The 16,001-nt window shown below is 47.9% G+C and carries 18 protein-coding genes and 2 tRNA genes; 16 read left to right on the top strand and 4 right to left on the bottom strand.

Going from position 1 to position 16,001, the window contains the following annotated elements; translation table 11 throughout:
- The first annotated feature begins 64 nt into the window (after positions 1-64).
- The 5 genes from JIG40_RS02590 (at position 65) to nfsA (ending at position 2,515) form a co-directional block, all read left to right on the top strand.
- Positions 65-141 (top strand) — tRNA-Asp (locus JIG40_RS02590).
- 36 nt (positions 142-177) lie between these two features.
- Positions 178-254 (top strand) — tRNA-Trp (locus JIG40_RS02585).
- A gap of 169 nt (positions 255-423) precedes the next feature.
- Positions 424-1,341 (top strand): dienelactone hydrolase family protein, encoded by a 918-nt coding sequence (locus JIG40_RS02580; protein WP_047460106.1) that lies wholly within the window; start codon positions 424-426, stop codon positions 1,339-1,341.
- Between the two features lie 102 nt (positions 1,342-1,443).
- Complete coding sequence (locus tag JIG40_RS02575; protein ID WP_199464711.1) at positions 1,444-1,776, top strand: DUF1904 domain-containing protein; 333 nt, start codon at positions 1,444-1,446, stop codon at positions 1,774-1,776.
- A gap of 16 nt (positions 1,777-1,792) precedes the next feature.
- Positions 1,793-2,515 carry an oxygen-insensitive NADPH nitroreductase gene (gene nfsA / locus JIG40_RS02570; protein WP_199464710.1) on the top strand — a complete coding sequence of 241 codons (723 nt, stop codon included), beginning with the start codon at positions 1,793-1,795 and terminating at the stop codon, positions 2,513-2,515.
- A gap of 39 nt (positions 2,516-2,554) precedes the next feature.
- Here nfsA and JIG40_RS02565 read toward each other — a convergent pair whose 3' ends face one another.
- From JIG40_RS02565 to JIG40_RS02550, 4 genes are read right to left on the bottom strand one after another with little or no spacing between them, the layout of a single operon-like run.
- On the bottom strand, positions 2,555-3,940 hold the full coding sequence (locus JIG40_RS02565; protein ID WP_024373621.1) for an MFS transporter: 1,386 nt from the start codon (positions 3,938-3,940) through the stop codon (positions 2,555-2,557).
- Between the two features lie 51 nt (positions 3,941-3,991).
- On the bottom strand, positions 3,992-4,537 hold the full coding sequence (locus tag JIG40_RS02560; protein WP_199464709.1) for a peptidylprolyl isomerase: 546 nt from the start codon (positions 4,535-4,537) through the stop codon (positions 3,992-3,994).
- Positions 4,530-5,105: a YajG family lipoprotein gene (locus tag JIG40_RS02555; RefSeq protein ID WP_020331613.1), complete on the bottom strand. Its 576-nt coding sequence runs from the start codon at positions 5,103-5,105 to the stop codon at positions 4,530-4,532. Before JIG40_RS02555 ends, JIG40_RS02560 begins: the two co-directional genes overlap by 8 nt.
- A gap of 39 nt (positions 5,106-5,144) precedes the next feature.
- Positions 5,145-6,278, bottom strand: coding sequence for a methyltransferase (locus JIG40_RS02550; protein ID WP_199464708.1), 1,134 nt, complete (start codon positions 6,276-6,278; stop codon positions 5,145-5,147).
- A gap of 153 nt (positions 6,279-6,431) precedes the next feature.
- Here JIG40_RS02550 and bolA point away from each other — a divergent pair, with 153 nt between their 5' ends.
- From bolA to dinB, 11 genes are all read left to right on the top strand, one after another.
- Positions 6,432-6,740 (top strand): transcriptional regulator BolA, encoded by a 309-nt coding sequence (bolA, locus tag JIG40_RS02545; RefSeq protein WP_020331616.1) that lies wholly within the window; start codon positions 6,432-6,434, stop codon positions 6,738-6,740.
- Between the two features lie 495 nt (positions 6,741-7,235).
- Positions 7,236-8,576: a Na(+)-translocating NADH-quinone reductase subunit A gene (locus JIG40_RS02540; protein ID WP_051141209.1), complete on the top strand. Its 1,341-nt coding sequence runs from the start codon at positions 7,236-7,238 to the stop codon at positions 8,574-8,576.
- A 5-nt stretch (positions 8,577-8,581) separates the two neighbouring features.
- Complete coding sequence (locus tag JIG40_RS02535) at positions 8,582-9,826, top strand: NADH:ubiquinone reductase (Na(+)-transporting) subunit B (RefSeq protein WP_020431962.1); 1,245 nt, start codon at positions 8,582-8,584, stop codon at positions 9,824-9,826.
- Positions 9,816-10,583 (top strand): Na(+)-translocating NADH-quinone reductase subunit C, encoded by a 768-nt coding sequence (locus tag JIG40_RS02530; RefSeq protein ID WP_020331619.1) that lies wholly within the window; start codon positions 9,816-9,818, stop codon positions 10,581-10,583. The genes JIG40_RS02535 and JIG40_RS02530 overlap by 11 nt, the downstream gene beginning before the upstream one ends.
- Positions 10,583-11,215: an NADH:ubiquinone reductase (Na(+)-transporting) subunit D gene (locus JIG40_RS02525; RefSeq protein WP_020331620.1), complete on the top strand. Its 633-nt coding sequence runs from the start codon at positions 10,583-10,585 to the stop codon at positions 11,213-11,215. The genes JIG40_RS02530 and JIG40_RS02525 overlap by 1 nt, the downstream gene beginning before the upstream one ends.
- Before the next feature lie 7 nt (positions 11,216-11,222).
- The gene (gene nqrE / locus JIG40_RS02520) at positions 11,223-11,819 is read left to right on the top strand and encodes an NADH:ubiquinone reductase (Na(+)-transporting) subunit E (RefSeq protein WP_020331621.1); all 597 of its coding nucleotides are present in this window, start codon (positions 11,223-11,225) and stop codon (positions 11,817-11,819) included.
- Between the two features lie 33 nt (positions 11,820-11,852).
- The gene (gene nqrF / locus JIG40_RS02515) at positions 11,853-13,076 is read left to right on the top strand and encodes an NADH:ubiquinone reductase (Na(+)-transporting) subunit F (protein WP_020331622.1); all 1,224 of its coding nucleotides are present in this window, start codon (positions 11,853-11,855) and stop codon (positions 13,074-13,076) included.
- A gap of 158 nt (positions 13,077-13,234) precedes the next feature.
- Positions 13,235-14,239, top strand: coding sequence for an FAD:protein FMN transferase (locus JIG40_RS02510; RefSeq protein ID WP_020331623.1), 1,005 nt, complete (start codon positions 13,235-13,237; stop codon positions 14,237-14,239).
- A 22-nt stretch (positions 14,240-14,261) separates the two neighbouring features.
- Positions 14,262-14,495, top strand: coding sequence for a (Na+)-NQR maturation NqrM (gene nqrM / locus JIG40_RS02505; protein WP_020331624.1), 234 nt, complete (start codon positions 14,262-14,264; stop codon positions 14,493-14,495).
- Positions 14,496-14,615: 120 nt separating this feature from the next.
- A complete protein-coding gene (locus tag JIG40_RS02500; protein ID WP_032080580.1) occupies positions 14,616-14,849 on the top strand; it encodes a DUF2789 domain-containing protein in 234 nt (77 codons plus the stop codon).
- A gap of 77 nt (positions 14,850-14,926) precedes the next feature.
- Complete coding sequence (gene dinB, locus JIG40_RS02495; RefSeq protein ID WP_080650565.1) at positions 14,927-15,991, top strand: DNA polymerase IV; 1,065 nt, start codon at positions 14,927-14,929, stop codon at positions 15,989-15,991.
- The last annotated feature ends 10 nt before the right edge of the window (positions 15,992-16,001 follow it).

Here is a 16,001-nt window from a genome sequence, read left to right as displayed (position 1 = left end):
TTTCCCCATGTGAGAGTAGAACATCGCCAGGCTTTAAATTTAGACTCTTGAGTCTAACCAGTGCGGAGCGGTAGTTCAGTTGGTTAGAATACCGGCCTGTCACGCCGGGGGTCGCGGGTTCGAGTCCCGTCCGCTCCGCCATTTTATTCGAGAGTCGTCTCATTAAACACGAACAACAGGGGTGTAGCTCCAATTGGCAGAGCAGCGGATTCCAAATCCGCGTGTTGGGAGTTCGAATCTCTCCACCCCTGCCATCTATCCTAAGCCTCAGTCGAAAGACTGAGGCTTTTTCTTTATCTGCCTTTTCTTTTCTCTGATAAAAATCGTTACTAATTACTTTTCTCACTGAGATGCAACTTATCAGGATTCGCCTAAGCTTTGAGTTACTGAGGTGAATCATTTGCTTATATCAAGGATAAGGTTATGCAGATACAAACAGACAAGTCGTTGGAAACGGCGCATCAGGCCCGCGAAATCCCGCAGGAAGCTTTTGATTGGTACGACGAATACGCTCATGGCTTGATTGACCGTCGTGAGTTTATGAGGCGGCTAACTGGCCTGGTTGCACTAGGTTTTACGATGTCAGTTCTGACATCAGCATTATTACCCAATTATGCTTTAGCAGAACAAGTGTCGTTCAACGATCCGAAGATCAAGGCCACTTATGTCGAGTTTGATTCACCTAAAGGACATGGCAAAGGGCGTGGCTATCTGGTGATGCCGACTGAAATCAAAGGCAACTTGCCTGCTGTGCTCGTAGTGCATGAAAATCGCGGTTTGAACCCTTATATCGAAGATGTAACGAGGCGTCTGGCAATGAATGGCTTTATCGCTTTTGCTCCTGACGCTTTGTATCCACTGGGTGGTTATCCTGGCAATGATGATGATGGGCGCGCCATGCAAAGCAGTATGGATAAAGCAAAAATTGAAGAGGACTTCATTGCCGCTGCCCTATTTTTGAAAGCTCATCCGAGTTGCTCTGGAAAATTGGGAGCGGTCGGTTTCTGCTTTGGCGGCTATGTCGTCAATATGCTTGCCGCCACTATCCCGGATAAACTCGATGCTGGGGTACCTTTTTATGGTACCCCAGCCGCGGAGAGCTTGCGCAACAACGTCAAAGGACCGCTATTAATTCATTTTGCGGAGCTGGATCAGCGCGTCAATGCGTCCTGGCCTGATTATGAGAAAGTGCTGCAAGCCAACAAAGTACCTTATGAAGCAATCGTGTATCCTGGCGTGAACCATGGATTTCACAACGACTCAACCGCTCGTTACAATGAAGAAGCCGCTGAGTCTGCATGGGGTAAAACGCTGATCTTCTTTGACAGTCATTTGTCCTGATGGCTAACAGCCCTTGATGAAATAGATGCCAAATTGAGGGCTGTAACCTCGAACCTCATTTTCTTAGCTGTTATGATGCTCGGAAAAAGAGGAAGTCACGTTATGCCACATTTTCGTTTACGTGCGGTTGAACCGCAGACCGTACAAGTTCTGTCTAAAAGTTTGATTGACGAACTACAGCCACTAATGAAATCACCTCGTGGAGATTTCACATTTGAGTATATCTACACCACATTTTTCTTTGAAGGCGAAGTCTCGCCAGCCTATCCATTTGTCGAAGTATTGTGGTTTGATCGTGGGCAAGAGACACAGGATCAAGTTGCCGCTATTATCACGCGTCAGGTAATGGAGGTGCTAGGAGAAGATGTGAATGTGGCTGTGATTTTCACCGCACTCAAACCAAACGAATATTACGACAACGGCGAACATTACTAAGCATAAGGAAGTGTGAATGAACAGCGTCATCGACACGATTCAGGGGCACCGCTCGATTCGGGCATTTAAAGAGCTGCCAATAACACCTGAGCAATTAGATACGATTATTGCCTCGGGCATTTCTGCATCATCATCCAGCTTGTTGCAGGTGGTGTCGATCATTCGAGTCACCGATAAGCAAAAGCGTGCTGAATTGGCGAAGTTGGCCGGTAATCAGGCTTATGTAGAAAGTGCCGCAGAGTTTCTGGTGTTCTGTATTGATTACCAGCGTCACTATGCGATGAATCCTAATGTGAAGCCAGAGTTTATCGAACTGACTCTGATTGGCGCTGTCGATTCTGGCATCATGGCACAAAACTGCTTGCTGGCGGCCGAATCTTTGGGACTCGGTGGTGTTTATATTGGTGGTCTGCGTAACTCTCCGAAAGAGGTGGATGCCCTGCTGGAATTGCCACCTTATACCGCTATTTTGTTTGGTATGTGTTTGGGGCATCCGGATCAGGACCCTCAGTTGAAACCGCGTTTAAGTCCGCAAGTGATCGTGCACGAAAACCGTTATCAGCCGTTAGATTTGAGCTTAATTGAGCAGTACGATCAAACCATGATCGACTACTACCAAAGCCGCTCAAGCAACGCAAAACTACAAGGCTGGTCTGAACAGATCACCGCAAAGCTCAGTCAGGAATCGCGTCCCTTTATGATGGGCTACCTAAACGATAAAGGTTTAGCGCAAAAGTAATGGTTCAATAAAGAAAGACCGCCAATCGGCGGTTTTTCTTTATTCGTTTTGCTTTAGCGATTCCATTTCAGCATCGTGTTTCTGGTGTGCTCTGTTTAACATGTCTGTGAAATAGTGGCGCAGTGAATAGAGCATTATCAGGCTTGGGATCACCATGATTGCGGTTAAAATAAAGAACAGTGACCAGTTATTTAAGTACTCCGCCAAATCACCACTGAATGACGCGAGTACTGTTCTGCCAAAGTTGCCGAGTGACGCGAGTAACGCATACTGGGTGGCGGAAAAGGCTTGTCCTGTCACGACAGTAAGGAAAGAGACAAACGCAACGGTTGAGAACGCGGTCGTAAAGTTGTCGACAAAAATCGTGGCCAGCAGAAGATGTTCATTCGGTCCCACTTGAGCAATCCACGAAAACATCAGATTACTGGCTGACATGGCGATACCACCAATCATCAAACCACGCACAATTCCGAAACGGACGTTGAACATACTGCCGACAAAAGTAAACAGCATCGTCATGCCCCAACCAATAAGCTTGGAGTAATAACCAATCTGTTCGTTACTAAAGCCGACCTCTTTGTAAAACGCAATCGACATTCGGCCGAGAAACGCTTCGCCGATTTTAAACAAGAAAACGAACAATAGTAATGTCAGGGCGACTTGGGTCCCGTTGCGGCGAAAGAAATCAAGGAAAGGTTCAAACAAGGTGACGCTGAGCCAACGCATTAAGCGAGAATGAACATAGTGTTCATGGCGAGATTCGGCTTGCTTCTGCAGCGCTTCACGTTGCGTGTTTGGTTCACCAACCAACAGAGTGAACAGCATCAGAATCACGACAATCGCCGCCATACCGTAGTAGACCTTATTCCAACCAATTGCATCCGCGTTGATAAAGGCAAGGTAACCCGGTAGAGAGTAACCCGTCCACCAACCTATGACAGCCATAGCGGAAGCTTGGGGCAGCTTGGACGGTTCTGATTTGGGAAACGAGTCAATACGAAAGGCATCGACCGCAATGTCCTGCGTGGCCGAGGCAATGGCAATTCCGAGAGCCAACATGGAAGTGACCATTAAATTGTTAGCGGGATTTACGCCTGCGATGAATAGTGTACAGACCAATACCATTGACTGACAGAGAAATATCCAACTGCGGCGCTGGCCCAGTAAGGGAGTCAGCAGGGGTAACTTAACCCGGTCGACTAATGGGGCCCAAAGAAAGTTGATAGCATAGACAGAGAAGACGCTGCCAAAATAACCGATAGCAGAGAGCGTCAACCCCGCATCTTTCAACCAACCTGACATGTTGGAGCCAATCAATACCCAAGGAAAACCACTGGAGCAGCCCAACATAAATACCCACAACAGGCGGCGATCAAAATAGCTGAGAACGGTCTCTTTCCAGGTTTGCACTTGGTCGTTCGGCATGGAGCATTCCTTAAGGAGTGAGCTCTAACGAATGTCAGAGCTCAAATGAGATTACTTGATAAGCGTGGCTTTAGTGATCACGATTGGTGTGACAGGGACATCGCCCATACGGCTCAGCGAGTGTGTAGGCTGTTTGGCCATTTGTTGAATGACTTCAAATCCTTGAATAACTTTACCAAATACCGCATAACCCGGCGGACGTTGGTCGTTGTTCAGAAAGTCGTTGTCAACCAGATTGATGTAGAACTGACGAGTCGCAGAATTTGGGTTTGCCGTACGTGCCATAGCAATGCTCGCCGTGTCGTTACGTAGTCCGTTGCTGGATTCGTTTTTAATCGGTGCATAGGTTTTCAGTTGGTTCATGTCTTCATCAAAACCGCCACCTTGCGCCATAAAGCCGGGAATAACGCGGTGGAATTGGCTACCCACGTAACTGCCGTCTTCCACATACTTGAGGAAGTTTGCACTACTGATCGGTGCCTTTTCGTCGTTTAACTCGACAGTAAATGAACCGAGCGTAGTGTCAAACTCGACTTTCGGGCCCGCCCAAACGCTGGTGCTTAGCAGCGCCAAAGCAGTGAGCCATAACTTAGCCATGGAAGTGATCCTTCATATAGGTTTTCAATTCAGAGTCGTTGGCGATCTCTTTTAGGACCAGATTCACAACGTCATTCAGTACCATCTCGATGTCTTCATCTGAGGCACTTAGTGGCGCAGTACGTTTTGCTGTGCCGTTGTAGCTTTTCACCATTTTGCCTTTTGGTGTTTCCGCGGTCAGTTCTAGCGTTACTTTCGCATCCATTTCGTTTTCAAACACAGAGTGCTTTACGTTGACGAGTGCTTCTTGAACTTCCACCGTCAGTGTGTTTTCACTGTTGACGGTTAGGCGGAAACCTTGAGAACCAAACTGCTCAGACAGGGCATTTTCCAGTGCAATACGCACGTTTTGTTTCGCATGAACTGGCTCGATGTTGTGACGACCACTGTCAACCAGCGCTACGTATTGCGCAGAGCGAACATCTTTGCTGACAAGGGTAAATGTACTGCCTTTCACGATATCGCTGTTGCTCAGTACAGGCTGAGGCATAAAGTTAATTTGTTGCTGCTGAGGCGCTGCACAGGCAGTCAACAGTGCGATAGAAGCCGCGAGAACCAGTTTCTTCATGGTCAATTCCTTTCGTTGAGTGAGCATGTTACAAAATGCTTATTGCTTAATAGCTTGTAAGATAACAAATTTCTTATTATTGGCGACAGTCTTTACTTGAGAATGGCCAAATAACCTTGCTAGTTTTACATCGTAGCCGAGGTGGCGATTACCGATCACCAATAATTTCCCTCCCTTGCGAAGAACATGCTTTGAGTCACAGAACATTTGCCAGGCGATATGGTCGGTGATAGCTTGCTGTTGATGGAAAGGGGGGTTACACACGACCAGCTCAGTCGTGGCCGTCTCAAAACCATCCAGACAATTGTTGGCGATGCATTCAATCTTTCTTTCGTTTCCCAGGTTGGCGACCAGATTCTGCCGAGCAGATTCTACCGCCATAAAGCTCTCATCCACACAGGTGATGGCGGCTTGCGGGTTGAGTTGTCCCATACGAACAGACAGCACGCCGTTACCACAACCCAAATCAAGAAAATGTTTCAGATTTTCATCTCTGGGTAAGTGAGGCAGAAGAAAACGCGCGCCTTGGTCCAAGCTTTCGCCGGAATACACATTGGGCAGGTTGTTGAGCTCAATATTACTGCCTTCCACTTGCCAGCGGGTATCCGGAGACACATCGATAACTGGCTGGCTGTTGGGCTGAGAAAATACTAAGCGATGCTTTTTCCAGGCCAGCGAAGTCGTGGTTTGCCCTAAGTGCTTTTCAAACAGTTTGAGTGTTGAACTGTGAATCTCCTTGGCTTTATTCACCGCAACGACGGGGCAATCTTCAGCTAGTGCTGCACGCAACTGGCTCAACTGCCAAATCAGATGACGGTTATTACGCGGAATCTGCAACAGCACCATATCGATATCGTTAGGAATAGCATCGAAGGTGCTTAGCAATGTCACCGCGGTGCAATGATTCTGTTCTAAGTTGCTTAAGGTTGCCTGGTGGGCAATAAACGAGTCACTCATCATTGTGACTTGGTGATGCTGAGCAAACCAGCAACTCAGGGCGCCAAAGTTGTCATTCAGGATCAGGATACGGCTGCCAGCAGGCAGGTTCAGATCATGTACGTGATTGATTAGGTATTCGTCACCTGCATCCCAGGCTTGTAGAGTTTCATTGCTGCGTTTGGGATACCGATGCAGTGTCAGAGTGCGGTCGTGAAGCGTAAGCTCAGTTTTCATATTTGGAATAAAATTAAATCATCAACCGTCCTATTCTCTCAAATGGGCGTAGATCATGAAACCAAAACCTTTCTCTTCCGGAGAGGCACGAGTACACTATCGCCATCTCCTAAATCATGTTGTTCACTCGTTGTGGTGTGACAAGGAAAACCTATGCTTCAAGAAGTGATTGAAACTAAATTGCACAATGCTTTTCAGCCTGACTATCTTAAAGTGCTGAATGAAAGCTATATGCACAACGTCGCCCCTGGTTCTGAGAGTCATTTTAAGGTGATTGTGGTCAGCGAACGCTTTGTCGGACAACGTTTGATTGCGCGTCATCGGCTAGTCAATCAGGCTCTGATGGAAGAGCTATCTAACCACATTCACGCACTCGCCATTCATACTTACACGCCGCAAGAGTGGCATGAATTGGAAAACGGTGCGCCTGATAGTCCGATGTGTTTGGGCGGTGGTCACTAATTCGTCCATGGTGCGAATTAGGGCTCAGAACGTTGAACTTTTGAGCAAACATTTAACACTGATTCAACAATTGGAAGGAATAGTAACCCATTCAGTTATTGTTTTAATCAATGATTTTGTGATGTAAGGCGTGCTATTGGCCGCGATAACTAATTGTGCGATACATCAAAATTATCGTTAATACTATGGCCAGTTTCTTCATTTCCTTCCAAATAAAGCAGCCAATCAGGGGATTGGTCATGGCATCAAGTTCCCAAAAGATGCTAGACTATCGCACCTGATAAATCTCACTTCATATATGTGATGAGATTTTTAAAAGGATGTTGCGGTTTTGGCGTTTCAAACGGCCAGAAGCGGACACTGAAAATGTCGTGTCTAGAGATAGTTAAACTCTGTTGTGGCTTCGGTTCTCGTATTAGCCAGCAGAGTTTAGTGCGTCTCGAATTTACGCAATGAAAGAATCTTTTTCCCGATAAAAAAGTAGTGCAAGTGCGTATGATTACAATAAAAAAGGGTTTGGACCTTCCTATCGCAGGAACTCCTTCCCAGGTGATTAATGATGGTAAAACCATCAAAAAAGTCGCCTTGCTTGGCGAAGAGTACGTTGGCATGCGTCCTACAATGCATGTTCGCGTAGGTGATGAAGTAAAGAAAGCTCAAGTTCTTTTTGAAGACAAGAAGAACAAGGGTGTCCTATTTACTTCACCAGTCAGCGGTAAAGTTGTTGAAGTGAACCGTGGTGCAAAACGTGTTCTTCAATCCGTTGTGATTGAAGTGGCAGGTGATGACCAGGTGACATTCAACAAGTACGAAGCCAATCAGCTAGCGAGTCTTGACCGTGAAGCGGTGAAAACTCAGTTGGTTGAATCTGGTCTTTGGACATCGCTGCGTACTCGTCCGTTCAGCAAGGTTCCAGCAGTTGATTCAACCACAAAGGCTATCTTCGTAACGGCAATGGACACCAATCCATTGGCAGCGGAGCCGACTGTGGTCATCAACGAGCAATCCGAAGCCTTCGTTGCTGGCTTGGATGTGTTGTCTGCTCTGACTGAAGGCAAAGTGTACGTTTGTAAAAAAGGTACCAGCCTGCCGCGTTCTGCTCAGTCAAACGTAGAAGAGCACGTCTTTGACGGCCCTCACCCTGCAGGTCTTCCTGGCACTCACATGCATTTCCTTTACCCGGTAAATGCAGAAACAGTGGCTTGGAGCATTAACTACCAAGATGTTATTGCGGTTGGTAAGTTGTTCCTGACTGGTGAGCTATACAACGAACGCGTTGTATCGCTGGCTGGTCCAGTTGTGAACAACCCTCGTCTGATTCGTACTGTTGTAGGTGCCAGCCTAGAAGAGCTAACGAACAACGAAATTATGCCTGGCGAAGTTCGCGTGATTTCTGGCTCTGTGTTGTCAGGAACGAAAGCGACAGGTCCACATGCATATCTGGGTCGTTACCATCTGCAAGTTTCTGTATTACGCGAAGGTCGTGACAAAGAGTTCCTTGGCTGGGCGATGCCTGGTAAGAACAAGTTCTCTGTAACCCGCTCATTCCTAGGTCACCTGTTCAAAGGTCAGTTGTTCAACATGACCACGACAACGAACGGTAGTGATCGTTCAATGGTACCAATCGGCAACTACGAAAAAGTGATGCCGCTGGATATGGAGCCAACTCTGTTGCTTCGTGATCTTTGTGCCGGAGATTTAGACAGTGCTCAAAGCTTAGGTGCTCTGGAACTGGATGAAGAAGATCTAGCGCTGTGTACCTTTGTATGTCCTGGTAAATACGAGTACGGTCAGCTACTGCGTGAATGCCTCGACAAGATTGAGAAGGAAGGGTAATTTTCATGGGCCTCAAAAAGTTTCTTGAAGATATCGAGCATCACTTTGAGCCGGGTGGTAAACATGAAAAATGGTTTGCCCTGTACGAAGCTGTCGCGACAGTTTTCTACACTCCTGGTTTGGTGACGAAAAAAAGCTCACACGTTCGTGATAGCGTGGATTTGAAACGTATCATGATCATGGTTTGGCTAGCAGTATTCCCAGCAATGTTCTGGGGTATGTACAATGCTGGTGGTCAGGCAATTGCAGCACTCAATCATATGTATGCTGGCGATCAACTTGCAGCAATCATTGGTGGCAACTGGCATTACTGGTTGACTCAAATGCTGGGTGGCACACTGGCCGCCGACGCAGGTTGGGGCAGCAAAATGCTTCTGGGTGCGACGTACTTCCTGCCTATCTACGCGACGGTATTCATCGTTGGTGGTTTCTGGGAAGTGCTGTTCTGTATGGTGCGTAAACACGAAGTAAACGAAGGCTTCTTTGTGACTTCGATCCTGTTCGCACTGATTGTTCCGCCAACGCTTCCTCTGTGGCAAGCCGCTTTGGGTATTACCTTCGGTGTTGTTGTAGCGAAAGAAGTTTTCGGTGGTACAGGTCGTAACTTCCTGAACCCTGCTCTGGCAGGCCGTGCGTTCCTATTCTTCGCGTACCCAGCTCAAATCTCGGGTGACCTGGTTTGGACTGCTGCGGATGGTTTCTCTGGTGCAACAGCTCTGAGCCAATGGGCACAAGGTGGTAACGGTGCACTGGTTAACGCAGCAACTGGCCAAGCAATCACTTGGATGGACGCGTTCATCGGTAACATCCCAGGTTCAATTGGTGAAGTTTCGACTCTGGCTCTGGCTATCGGCGCTGCGTTTATCGTTTACATGGGTATCGCTTCATGGCGCATCATCGCAGGCGTGATGATCGGTATGATTGCTCTGTCTACCCTGTTCAACGTGATCGGTTCAGATACTAACCCAATGTTCAACATGCCTTGGCACTGGCACCTGGTTCTGGGTGGTTTTGCATTCGGTATGTTCTTCATGGCGACTGACCCGGTATCGGCTTCGTTTACCAACAAAGCGAAATGGGCTTACGGTATCCTGATTGGTCTCATGTGTGTTCTGATCCGTGTTGTGAACCCGGCTTACCCAGAAGGCATGATGCTAGCGATTCTGTTCGCTAACCTATTTGCCCCTCTGTTCGACCACATCGTTGTTGAGAAAAACATCAAGCGGAGACAAGCGCGCTATGGCAAGTAATAACGACAGCATTAAAAAGACGCTGGCTGTTGTTGTCGGGTTGAGCCTTGTTTGTTCAATCATCGTATCGGCAGCGGCAGTAGGTCTGCGTGATAAGCAAAAAGAGAATGCTGTGCTGGATAAGCAAAGCAAGATCGTTGAAGTAGCTGGTATCACGGAGAAAGGTAAGGTTCAGGATTTGTACAATAAATTCATCGAACCTCGTCTGATCGACTTCAAAACCGGCGACTTTGTTGAAGGTGATGCAGCGAAATTTGACCAACGTAAAGAAGCAAAAGATCCAGCGGATTCTATTAAGCTTCCTGCCAATGCAGACGTTGCGAAAATCATTCGTCGTGCGAACACTGGCATCGTTTACCTAGTAAAAGATGGCGACAAAGTGTCTAAAGTGATCCTGCCTGTTCACGGTAACGGTCTGTGGTCAATGATGTACGCGTTTGTTGCAGTTGAAACTGACGGCAACACAGTGTCTGGCATCACATACTACCAACAAGGTGAAACACCGGGATTGGGTGGTGAAGTTGAGAACCCGGCTTGGCGTGCACAATGGGTTGGTAAGAAACTGTTTGATGAAAACCACAAACCAGCGATTAAAGTCGTGAAAGGTGGCGCTCCAGCAGGTTCTGAACACGGTGTTGACGCTCTATCAGGCGCAACATTGACCAGTAACGGCGTTCAACACACATTCGACTTCTGGTTGGGTGATATGGGCTTTGGTCCATTCCTGACTAAAGTCCGTGACGGAGGTCTGAACTAATGTCTAGCGCAAAAGATCTTAAAAAGAGCGTGCTAGCGCCAGTATTGGACAACAACCCAATCGCGCTACAAGTTCTTGGTGTTTGTTCTGCACTGGCAGTGACAACCAAACTGGAAACGGCGTTTGTTATGACTCTGGCGGTAATGTTCGTTACTGCACTGTCTAACTTCTTCGTTTCACTGATCCGTAACCACATTCCTAACAGCGTGCGTATCATCGTTCAGATGGCGATCATCGCATCGTTGGTAATCGTGGTTGACCAAATCCTGAAAGCGTACCTGTACGACATTTCGAAACAGCTGTCTGTATTCGTTGGTCTGATCATTACGAACTGTATCGTAATGGGCCGTGCAGAAGCGTTCGCGATGAAGTCTGCACCAATCCCATCGTTCATCGACGGTATTGGTAACGGTCTGGGTTACGGCTTCGTACTGATCTCTGTTGGTTTCTTCCGTGAGCTACTTGGCTCAGGCAAACTGTTCGGAATGGAAGTACTGCCTCTGATTAGCAAAGGCGGCTGGTATCAGCCAAACGGCCTGATGCTGCTAGCACCTTCTGCATTCTTCCTGATCGGTTTCATGATTTGGACGATTCGTACGTTCAAACCTGAACAAGTAGAAGCGAAGGAGTAAGGTCGTCATGGAACATTATATTAGTTTGCTGGTTAAATCGATTTTCATCGAGAACATGGCACTGTCTTTCTTCTTGGGTATGTGTACCTTCCTGGCGGTATCTAAGAAAGTTAAGACATCATTCGGTCTGGGTATTGCGGTAACAGTGGTTCTGACTATCTCTGTTCCGGTAAACAATCTGGTTTACAACCTAGTGCTGAAGCCAGATGCACTGGCTCCGGGAGTTGACCTAAGCTTCCTTAACTTTATTACCTTTATCGGTGTAATCGCGGCACTGGTACAGATTCTGGAAATGATCCTCGATCGCTTCTTCCCACCTCTGTACAACGCGCTGGGCATCTTCCTACCGCTGATCACAGTAAACTGTGCAATCTTCGGTGGTGTATCTTTCATGGTACAACGTGACTACAACTTTGCTGAATCTGTCGTGTACGGTTTCGGTTCAGGTTTAGGCTGGATGCTGGCTATCGTCGCTCTTGCAGGTATCCGTGAGAAAATGAAGTATTCTGACGTGCCTCCGGGTCTGCGTGGTCTAGGTATTACCTTCATCACTGCTGGCTTAATGGCGCTGGGCTTTATGTCTTTCTCTGGTGTTCAACTGTAAGTCGGGTAAACCGCAACAATAAAGGAATAGTCAATGGACATTATTCTTGGTGTAGTGATGTTTACTCTGATTGTTCTGGCTCTAGTGCTGGTGATTCTGTTCGCCAAATCTAAGCTGGTACCAACAGGTGACATTACAATCTCTATCAATGGCGATCCTGAAAAATCGATCGTGACACAGCCTGGCGGTAAACTGCTGAGTGCGCTGGCTGGTGCTGGTGTATTCGTATCGTCAGCGTGTGGTGGTGGTGGCTCTTGTGGTCAGTGCCGCGTAAAAATCAAATCTGGCGGTGGCGACATTCTGCCTACCGAGCTTGACCATATTACTAAAGGTGAAGCACGTGAAGGTGAGCGTCTGGCTTGTCAGGTTGCAGTGAAGAACGACCTGGATCTTGAACTTCCAGAAGAAATCTTCGGCGTTAAGAAGTGGGAATGTACCGTTATCTCTAACGATAACAAAGCGACATTCATCAAAGAGCTTAAGCTGCAGATTCCAGATGGTGAGTCAGTACCATTCCGTGCGGGTGGTTACATTCAGATCGAAGCGCCTGCACACACTGTTAAGTATGCAGATTACGATGTACCGGAAAAATTCCGCGGTGACTGGGACAAGTTCAACCTGTTCCGTTACGTATCTAAAGTTGATGAGCCGATTATCCGTGCTTACTCAATGGCGAACTACCCGGAAGAATTTGGCATCATCATGCTGAACGTACGTATCGCGACTCCGCCGCCAAACAACCCAGAAGTTGCACCGGGTCAGATGTCTTCTTACATCTGGTCTCTGAAAGCCGGTGACAAATGTACAATTTCTGGTCCATTTGGTGAGTTCTTCGCGAAAGACACTGATGCAGAAATGGTCTTCATCGGTGGTGGTGCAGGTATGGCACCAATGCGTTCACACATTTTTGACCAGCTGAAACGTCTGAAGTCTAAACGTAAGATGTCGTTCTGGTACGGTGCGCGTTCTAAACGTGAAATGTTCTACGTAGAAGATTTCGACGGCCTGGCGGCTGAGAACGATAACTTCGTGTGGCACTGTGCACTGTCTGATCCTCAACCAGAGGACAACTGGAACGGTTACACTGGCTTCATCCACAACGTATTGTACGAAAACTATCTGAAGGACCATGAAGCGCCTGAAGATTGTGAATACTACATGTGTGGTCCACCGATGATGAACGCAGCCGTGATTGGTATGCTGAAAGATCTTGGTGTTGAAGACGAAAACATCCTGTTGGATGACTTCGGTGGTTAATCCACGATAATTTGCTAAATCCATGGCTGGCTCGTTAGAGTCAGCCATTCTTTTTTCAAGTGAGTCAGAGTAGCTATAGGTAAATAAGGCGAGGAGCCTTCCAGCCGTCAGGATTCGGATTTTCCTATATCTATTTACATTATCTGAGGAGTAAACAAGTGAAAACTTGGCTTGTTGCGTTAGCTTCTTTATTGCTGCTGGCAGGTTGTGAACAACCGCCACAGCAAGTGCATTTAAGTGGCCCGACGATGGGTACCAGCTACAACATCAAATATCTTCAACAAGACGGTTTGCCGTCGTCTGATGATCTGCATAAGGAGATCGACCGTTTACTGGAAGAGGTGAACGATCAGATGTCGACTTACCGCAAAGATTCAGAGCTGAGTCGTTTCAACCAGTATCAAGGTATTGACCCATTTGAAGTGTCGAACCAAACTGCGACCGTAGTGAGAGAGGCGATTCGCCTCAATGGTCTGACAGAAGGTGCGCTCGATGTTACCGTTGGCCCGCTGGTGAATCTGTGGGGCTTTGGCCCGGAAGCGCGCCCAGAAGTGGTGCCGACGGATGCAGAACTCGCTGAGCGTAAAGCCAACACCGGTATTCATCACCTGAGTGTTGAAGGCAACAAACTGAGCAAAGACCTGCCGCATCTGTATGTGGACCTGTCGACGATCGCTAAAGGCTGGGGCGTCGATGTGGTCGCGAACTACATCGAATCTCAGGGCATTCACAACTACATGGTGGAAGTGGGCGGCGAGATTCGCCTGAAAGGTTTGAATCGTGATGGTGTGCCGTGGCGTATTGCGGTTGAGAAACCGACCGTAGACGAGCGCAGCATTCAGGAAATTATTGAACCGGGTGACATGGCGATTGCTACCTCTGGTGATTACCGCAACTACTTTGAGCGTGATGGTGTTCGTTATTCGCACATTATTAACCCTCAGACTGGGCGTCCAATCCATAACCGTGTAGTATCGGTGACTGTACTGGATAAATCGTGCATGACAGCGGATGGCCTGGCGACAGGACTGATGGTGTTGGGTGACGAAAAAGGGATTGAGATTGCGGAGCAGAATCATATTCCGGTGTTCATGATTGTGAAAACCGACGACGGATTCAAAGAAATCGCATCAAGTGCGTTTAAGCCGTATCTCAACCGATAATTAACTGAGTGAGCTTGGAATTATGAATACCTTTCTGATTACCTTTGGGGTGTTTCTGGCGGTGATTGCTGCGATGGCAGTGGGTTATATCTTCCAGAAGAAAGTGGTCAAAGGCAGCTGTGGCGGCTTGGGCGCGGTTGGCATCGAAAAAGTATGTAACTGCCCAGAACCGTGTGACGCGCGCAAAAAACGTGAAGCACGAGAAGCGGCGCGTGCAGAGCGTATTGCTGCGTGGGAAAAAGACCGCATCGCGTAATATTTCAATTCGGATTTGCATAACCCAGCTTCGGCTGGGTTATTTTTTTCCAGCCAGTTCGGGCAGCCCGTAAAGCTCAGGCACTATACTCAAAGCATAGTTGCGGCATCAGGAGGCATTATGGAACTTCATCAACATGGTATGGCTGAACTGTTTGATCAGTTGGGGCTGGGCAGTTCATCGCACGAAATCGAACATTTTATTGCATCGCATCGTCATCACCGTGATACCACACCGCTGCATAAAGCCAGCTTCTGGACAGATGCGCAGGCCAGTTTTTTGCGTCAGGCCATTGAAGAAGATGCAGACTGGGCAGAGCTGGTGGATCAGCTGGATGTCATGCTGCGTAAATAGCAGGCTGTCATCTGCCTTTGCAAACGGTCCTATCGCTTATATACTGTTTTTTTAAACAGTGGTTGAGTGAGTGGGCAATGTCAGAGCGGATCAGAAAGATTATCCATATTGATATGGACTGCTTTTACGCGGCCGTTGAGATGCGTGATAACCCGGAGTATCGAGGTCGGCCCATGGCGGTCGGCGGTCATGAAAAACAGCGTGGCGTGCTCAGTACCTGTAACTACGAAGCGCGAAAATTTGGTATTCGTTCAGCGATGCCGACCGCGCAAGCGATCAAATTATGTCCGGGACTGCTGGTTGTGCCGGGGCGTATGTCAGTCTATAAGTCCGTTTCGCGTGAGATTCACGCCATTTTTCAGCGCTACACCGATATTATCGAACCGTTGTCCCTGGACGAAGCCTTTCTCGATGTTACCGAGGCTACCGCCTGTCATGGCAGCGCGACACTGATAGCGGAAGCCATTCGACGTGACATCTGGAATGAACTGCAACTGACGGCGTCTGCGGGCGTTGCGCCGGTCAAGTTTCTGGCCAAAGTGGCCTCCGACATCAATAAACCCAATGGTCTGTATGTGGTGACGCCGGATGAAGTGCAGAGCGTGGTCGACAAACTACCGCTGGGGAAAATTCCCGGGGTCGGTAAAGTGAGTCTGGAGAAGCTCAATCAGGCAGGCTTTTTTCTGTGTGAGGACATTAAGAACAGTGACTATCGGGAACTGCTGCGCCGCTTTGGCCGATTAGGGGCATCATTGTGGAAGAAGAGTCAGGGCATTGATAATCGCGAAGTGATTACGGAGCGTGAACGCAAATCGGTCGGAGTTGAGCGTACGTTCAGTGAAAATATCTCAACTTACGAAGAGTGTTGGCAGGTCATCGAACAACGTTTGTATCCCGAGTTGGATGAGCGATTAACCCGGGCGTCACCGGAGCGGGCAATCATCAAACAGGGTATCAAAGTCAAGTTTGCTGATTTTCAGCAAACCACCATTGAACATATTCACCCTGAGTTGGAACTGGAAGACTTCAAAACCTTGTTGGCAGAAGTGCTGAAACGTCAGAAAGGACGTGAGATTCGCCTGCTTGGCCTCAACGTGATGCTTAAGCCAGAGGAGCAGATTCGTCAGCTGAGCTTTTTTTAAACGCTTGCGA

Origin of the sequence: Vibrio sp. bablab_jr001 (genome assembly GCF_016464285.1) — a bacterium.
GTDB lineage: Bacteria > Pseudomonadota > Gammaproteobacteria > Enterobacterales > Vibrionaceae > Vibrio > Vibrio fluvialis.
The sequence above is the reverse complement of the archived record's forward strand: the minus strand, read 5'-3'. Positions and strand labels throughout refer to the sequence as shown.

Excerpts from the sequence above, each read along its gene's own strand:
- JIG40_RS02555 (WP_020331613.1), bottom strand. The coding sequence starts at position 5,105 with ATGAAGAAACTGGTTCTCGCGGCTTCTATCGCACTGTTGACTGCCTGT.
- JIG40_RS02580 (WP_047460106.1), top strand. The coding sequence starts at position 424 with ATGCAGATACAAACAGACAAGTCGTTGGAAACGGCGCATCAGGCCCGC.
- bolA (WP_020331616.1), top strand. The coding sequence starts at position 6,432 with ATGCTTCAAGAAGTGATTGAAACTAAATTGCACAATGCTTTTCAGCCT.
- JIG40_RS02540 (WP_051141209.1), top strand. The coding sequence starts at position 7,236 with ATGATTACAATAAAAAAGGGTTTGGACCTTCCTATCGCAGGAACTCCT.
- nqrF (WP_020331622.1), top strand. The coding sequence starts at position 11,853 with ATGGACATTATTCTTGGTGTAGTGATGTTTACTCTGATTGTTCTGGCT.
- JIG40_RS02565 (WP_024373621.1), bottom strand. The coding sequence starts at position 3,940 with ATGCCGAACGACCAAGTGCAAACCTGGAAAGAGACCGTTCTCAGCTAT.
- nqrE (WP_020331621.1), top strand. The coding sequence starts at position 11,223 with ATGGAACATTATATTAGTTTGCTGGTTAAATCGATTTTCATCGAGAAC.
- dinB (WP_080650565.1), top strand. The coding sequence starts at position 14,927 with ATGTCAGAGCGGATCAGAAAGATTATCCATATTGATATGGACTGCTTT.
- JIG40_RS02550 (WP_199464708.1), bottom strand. The coding sequence starts at position 6,278 with ATGAAAACTGAGCTTACGCTTCACGACCGCACTCTGACACTGCATCGG.
- nqrM (WP_020331624.1), top strand. The coding sequence starts at position 14,262 with ATGAATACCTTTCTGATTACCTTTGGGGTGTTTCTGGCGGTGATTGCT.
- JIG40_RS02530 (WP_020331619.1), top strand. The coding sequence starts at position 9,816 with ATGGCAAGTAATAACGACAGCATTAAAAAGACGCTGGCTGTTGTTGTC.
- JIG40_RS02560 (WP_199464709.1), bottom strand. The coding sequence starts at position 4,537 with ATGGCTAAGTTATGGCTCACTGCTTTGGCGCTGCTAAGCACCAGCGTT.
- JIG40_RS02500 (WP_032080580.1), top strand. The coding sequence starts at position 14,616 with ATGGAACTTCATCAACATGGTATGGCTGAACTGTTTGATCAGTTGGGG.
- JIG40_RS02575 (WP_199464711.1), top strand. The coding sequence starts at position 1,444 with ATGCCACATTTTCGTTTACGTGCGGTTGAACCGCAGACCGTACAAGTT.
- nfsA (WP_199464710.1), top strand. The coding sequence starts at position 1,793 with ATGAACAGCGTCATCGACACGATTCAGGGGCACCGCTCGATTCGGGCA.
- JIG40_RS02525 (WP_020331620.1), top strand. The coding sequence starts at position 10,583 with ATGTCTAGCGCAAAAGATCTTAAAAAGAGCGTGCTAGCGCCAGTATTG.
- JIG40_RS02535 (WP_020431962.1), top strand. The coding sequence starts at position 8,582 with ATGGGCCTCAAAAAGTTTCTTGAAGATATCGAGCATCACTTTGAGCCG.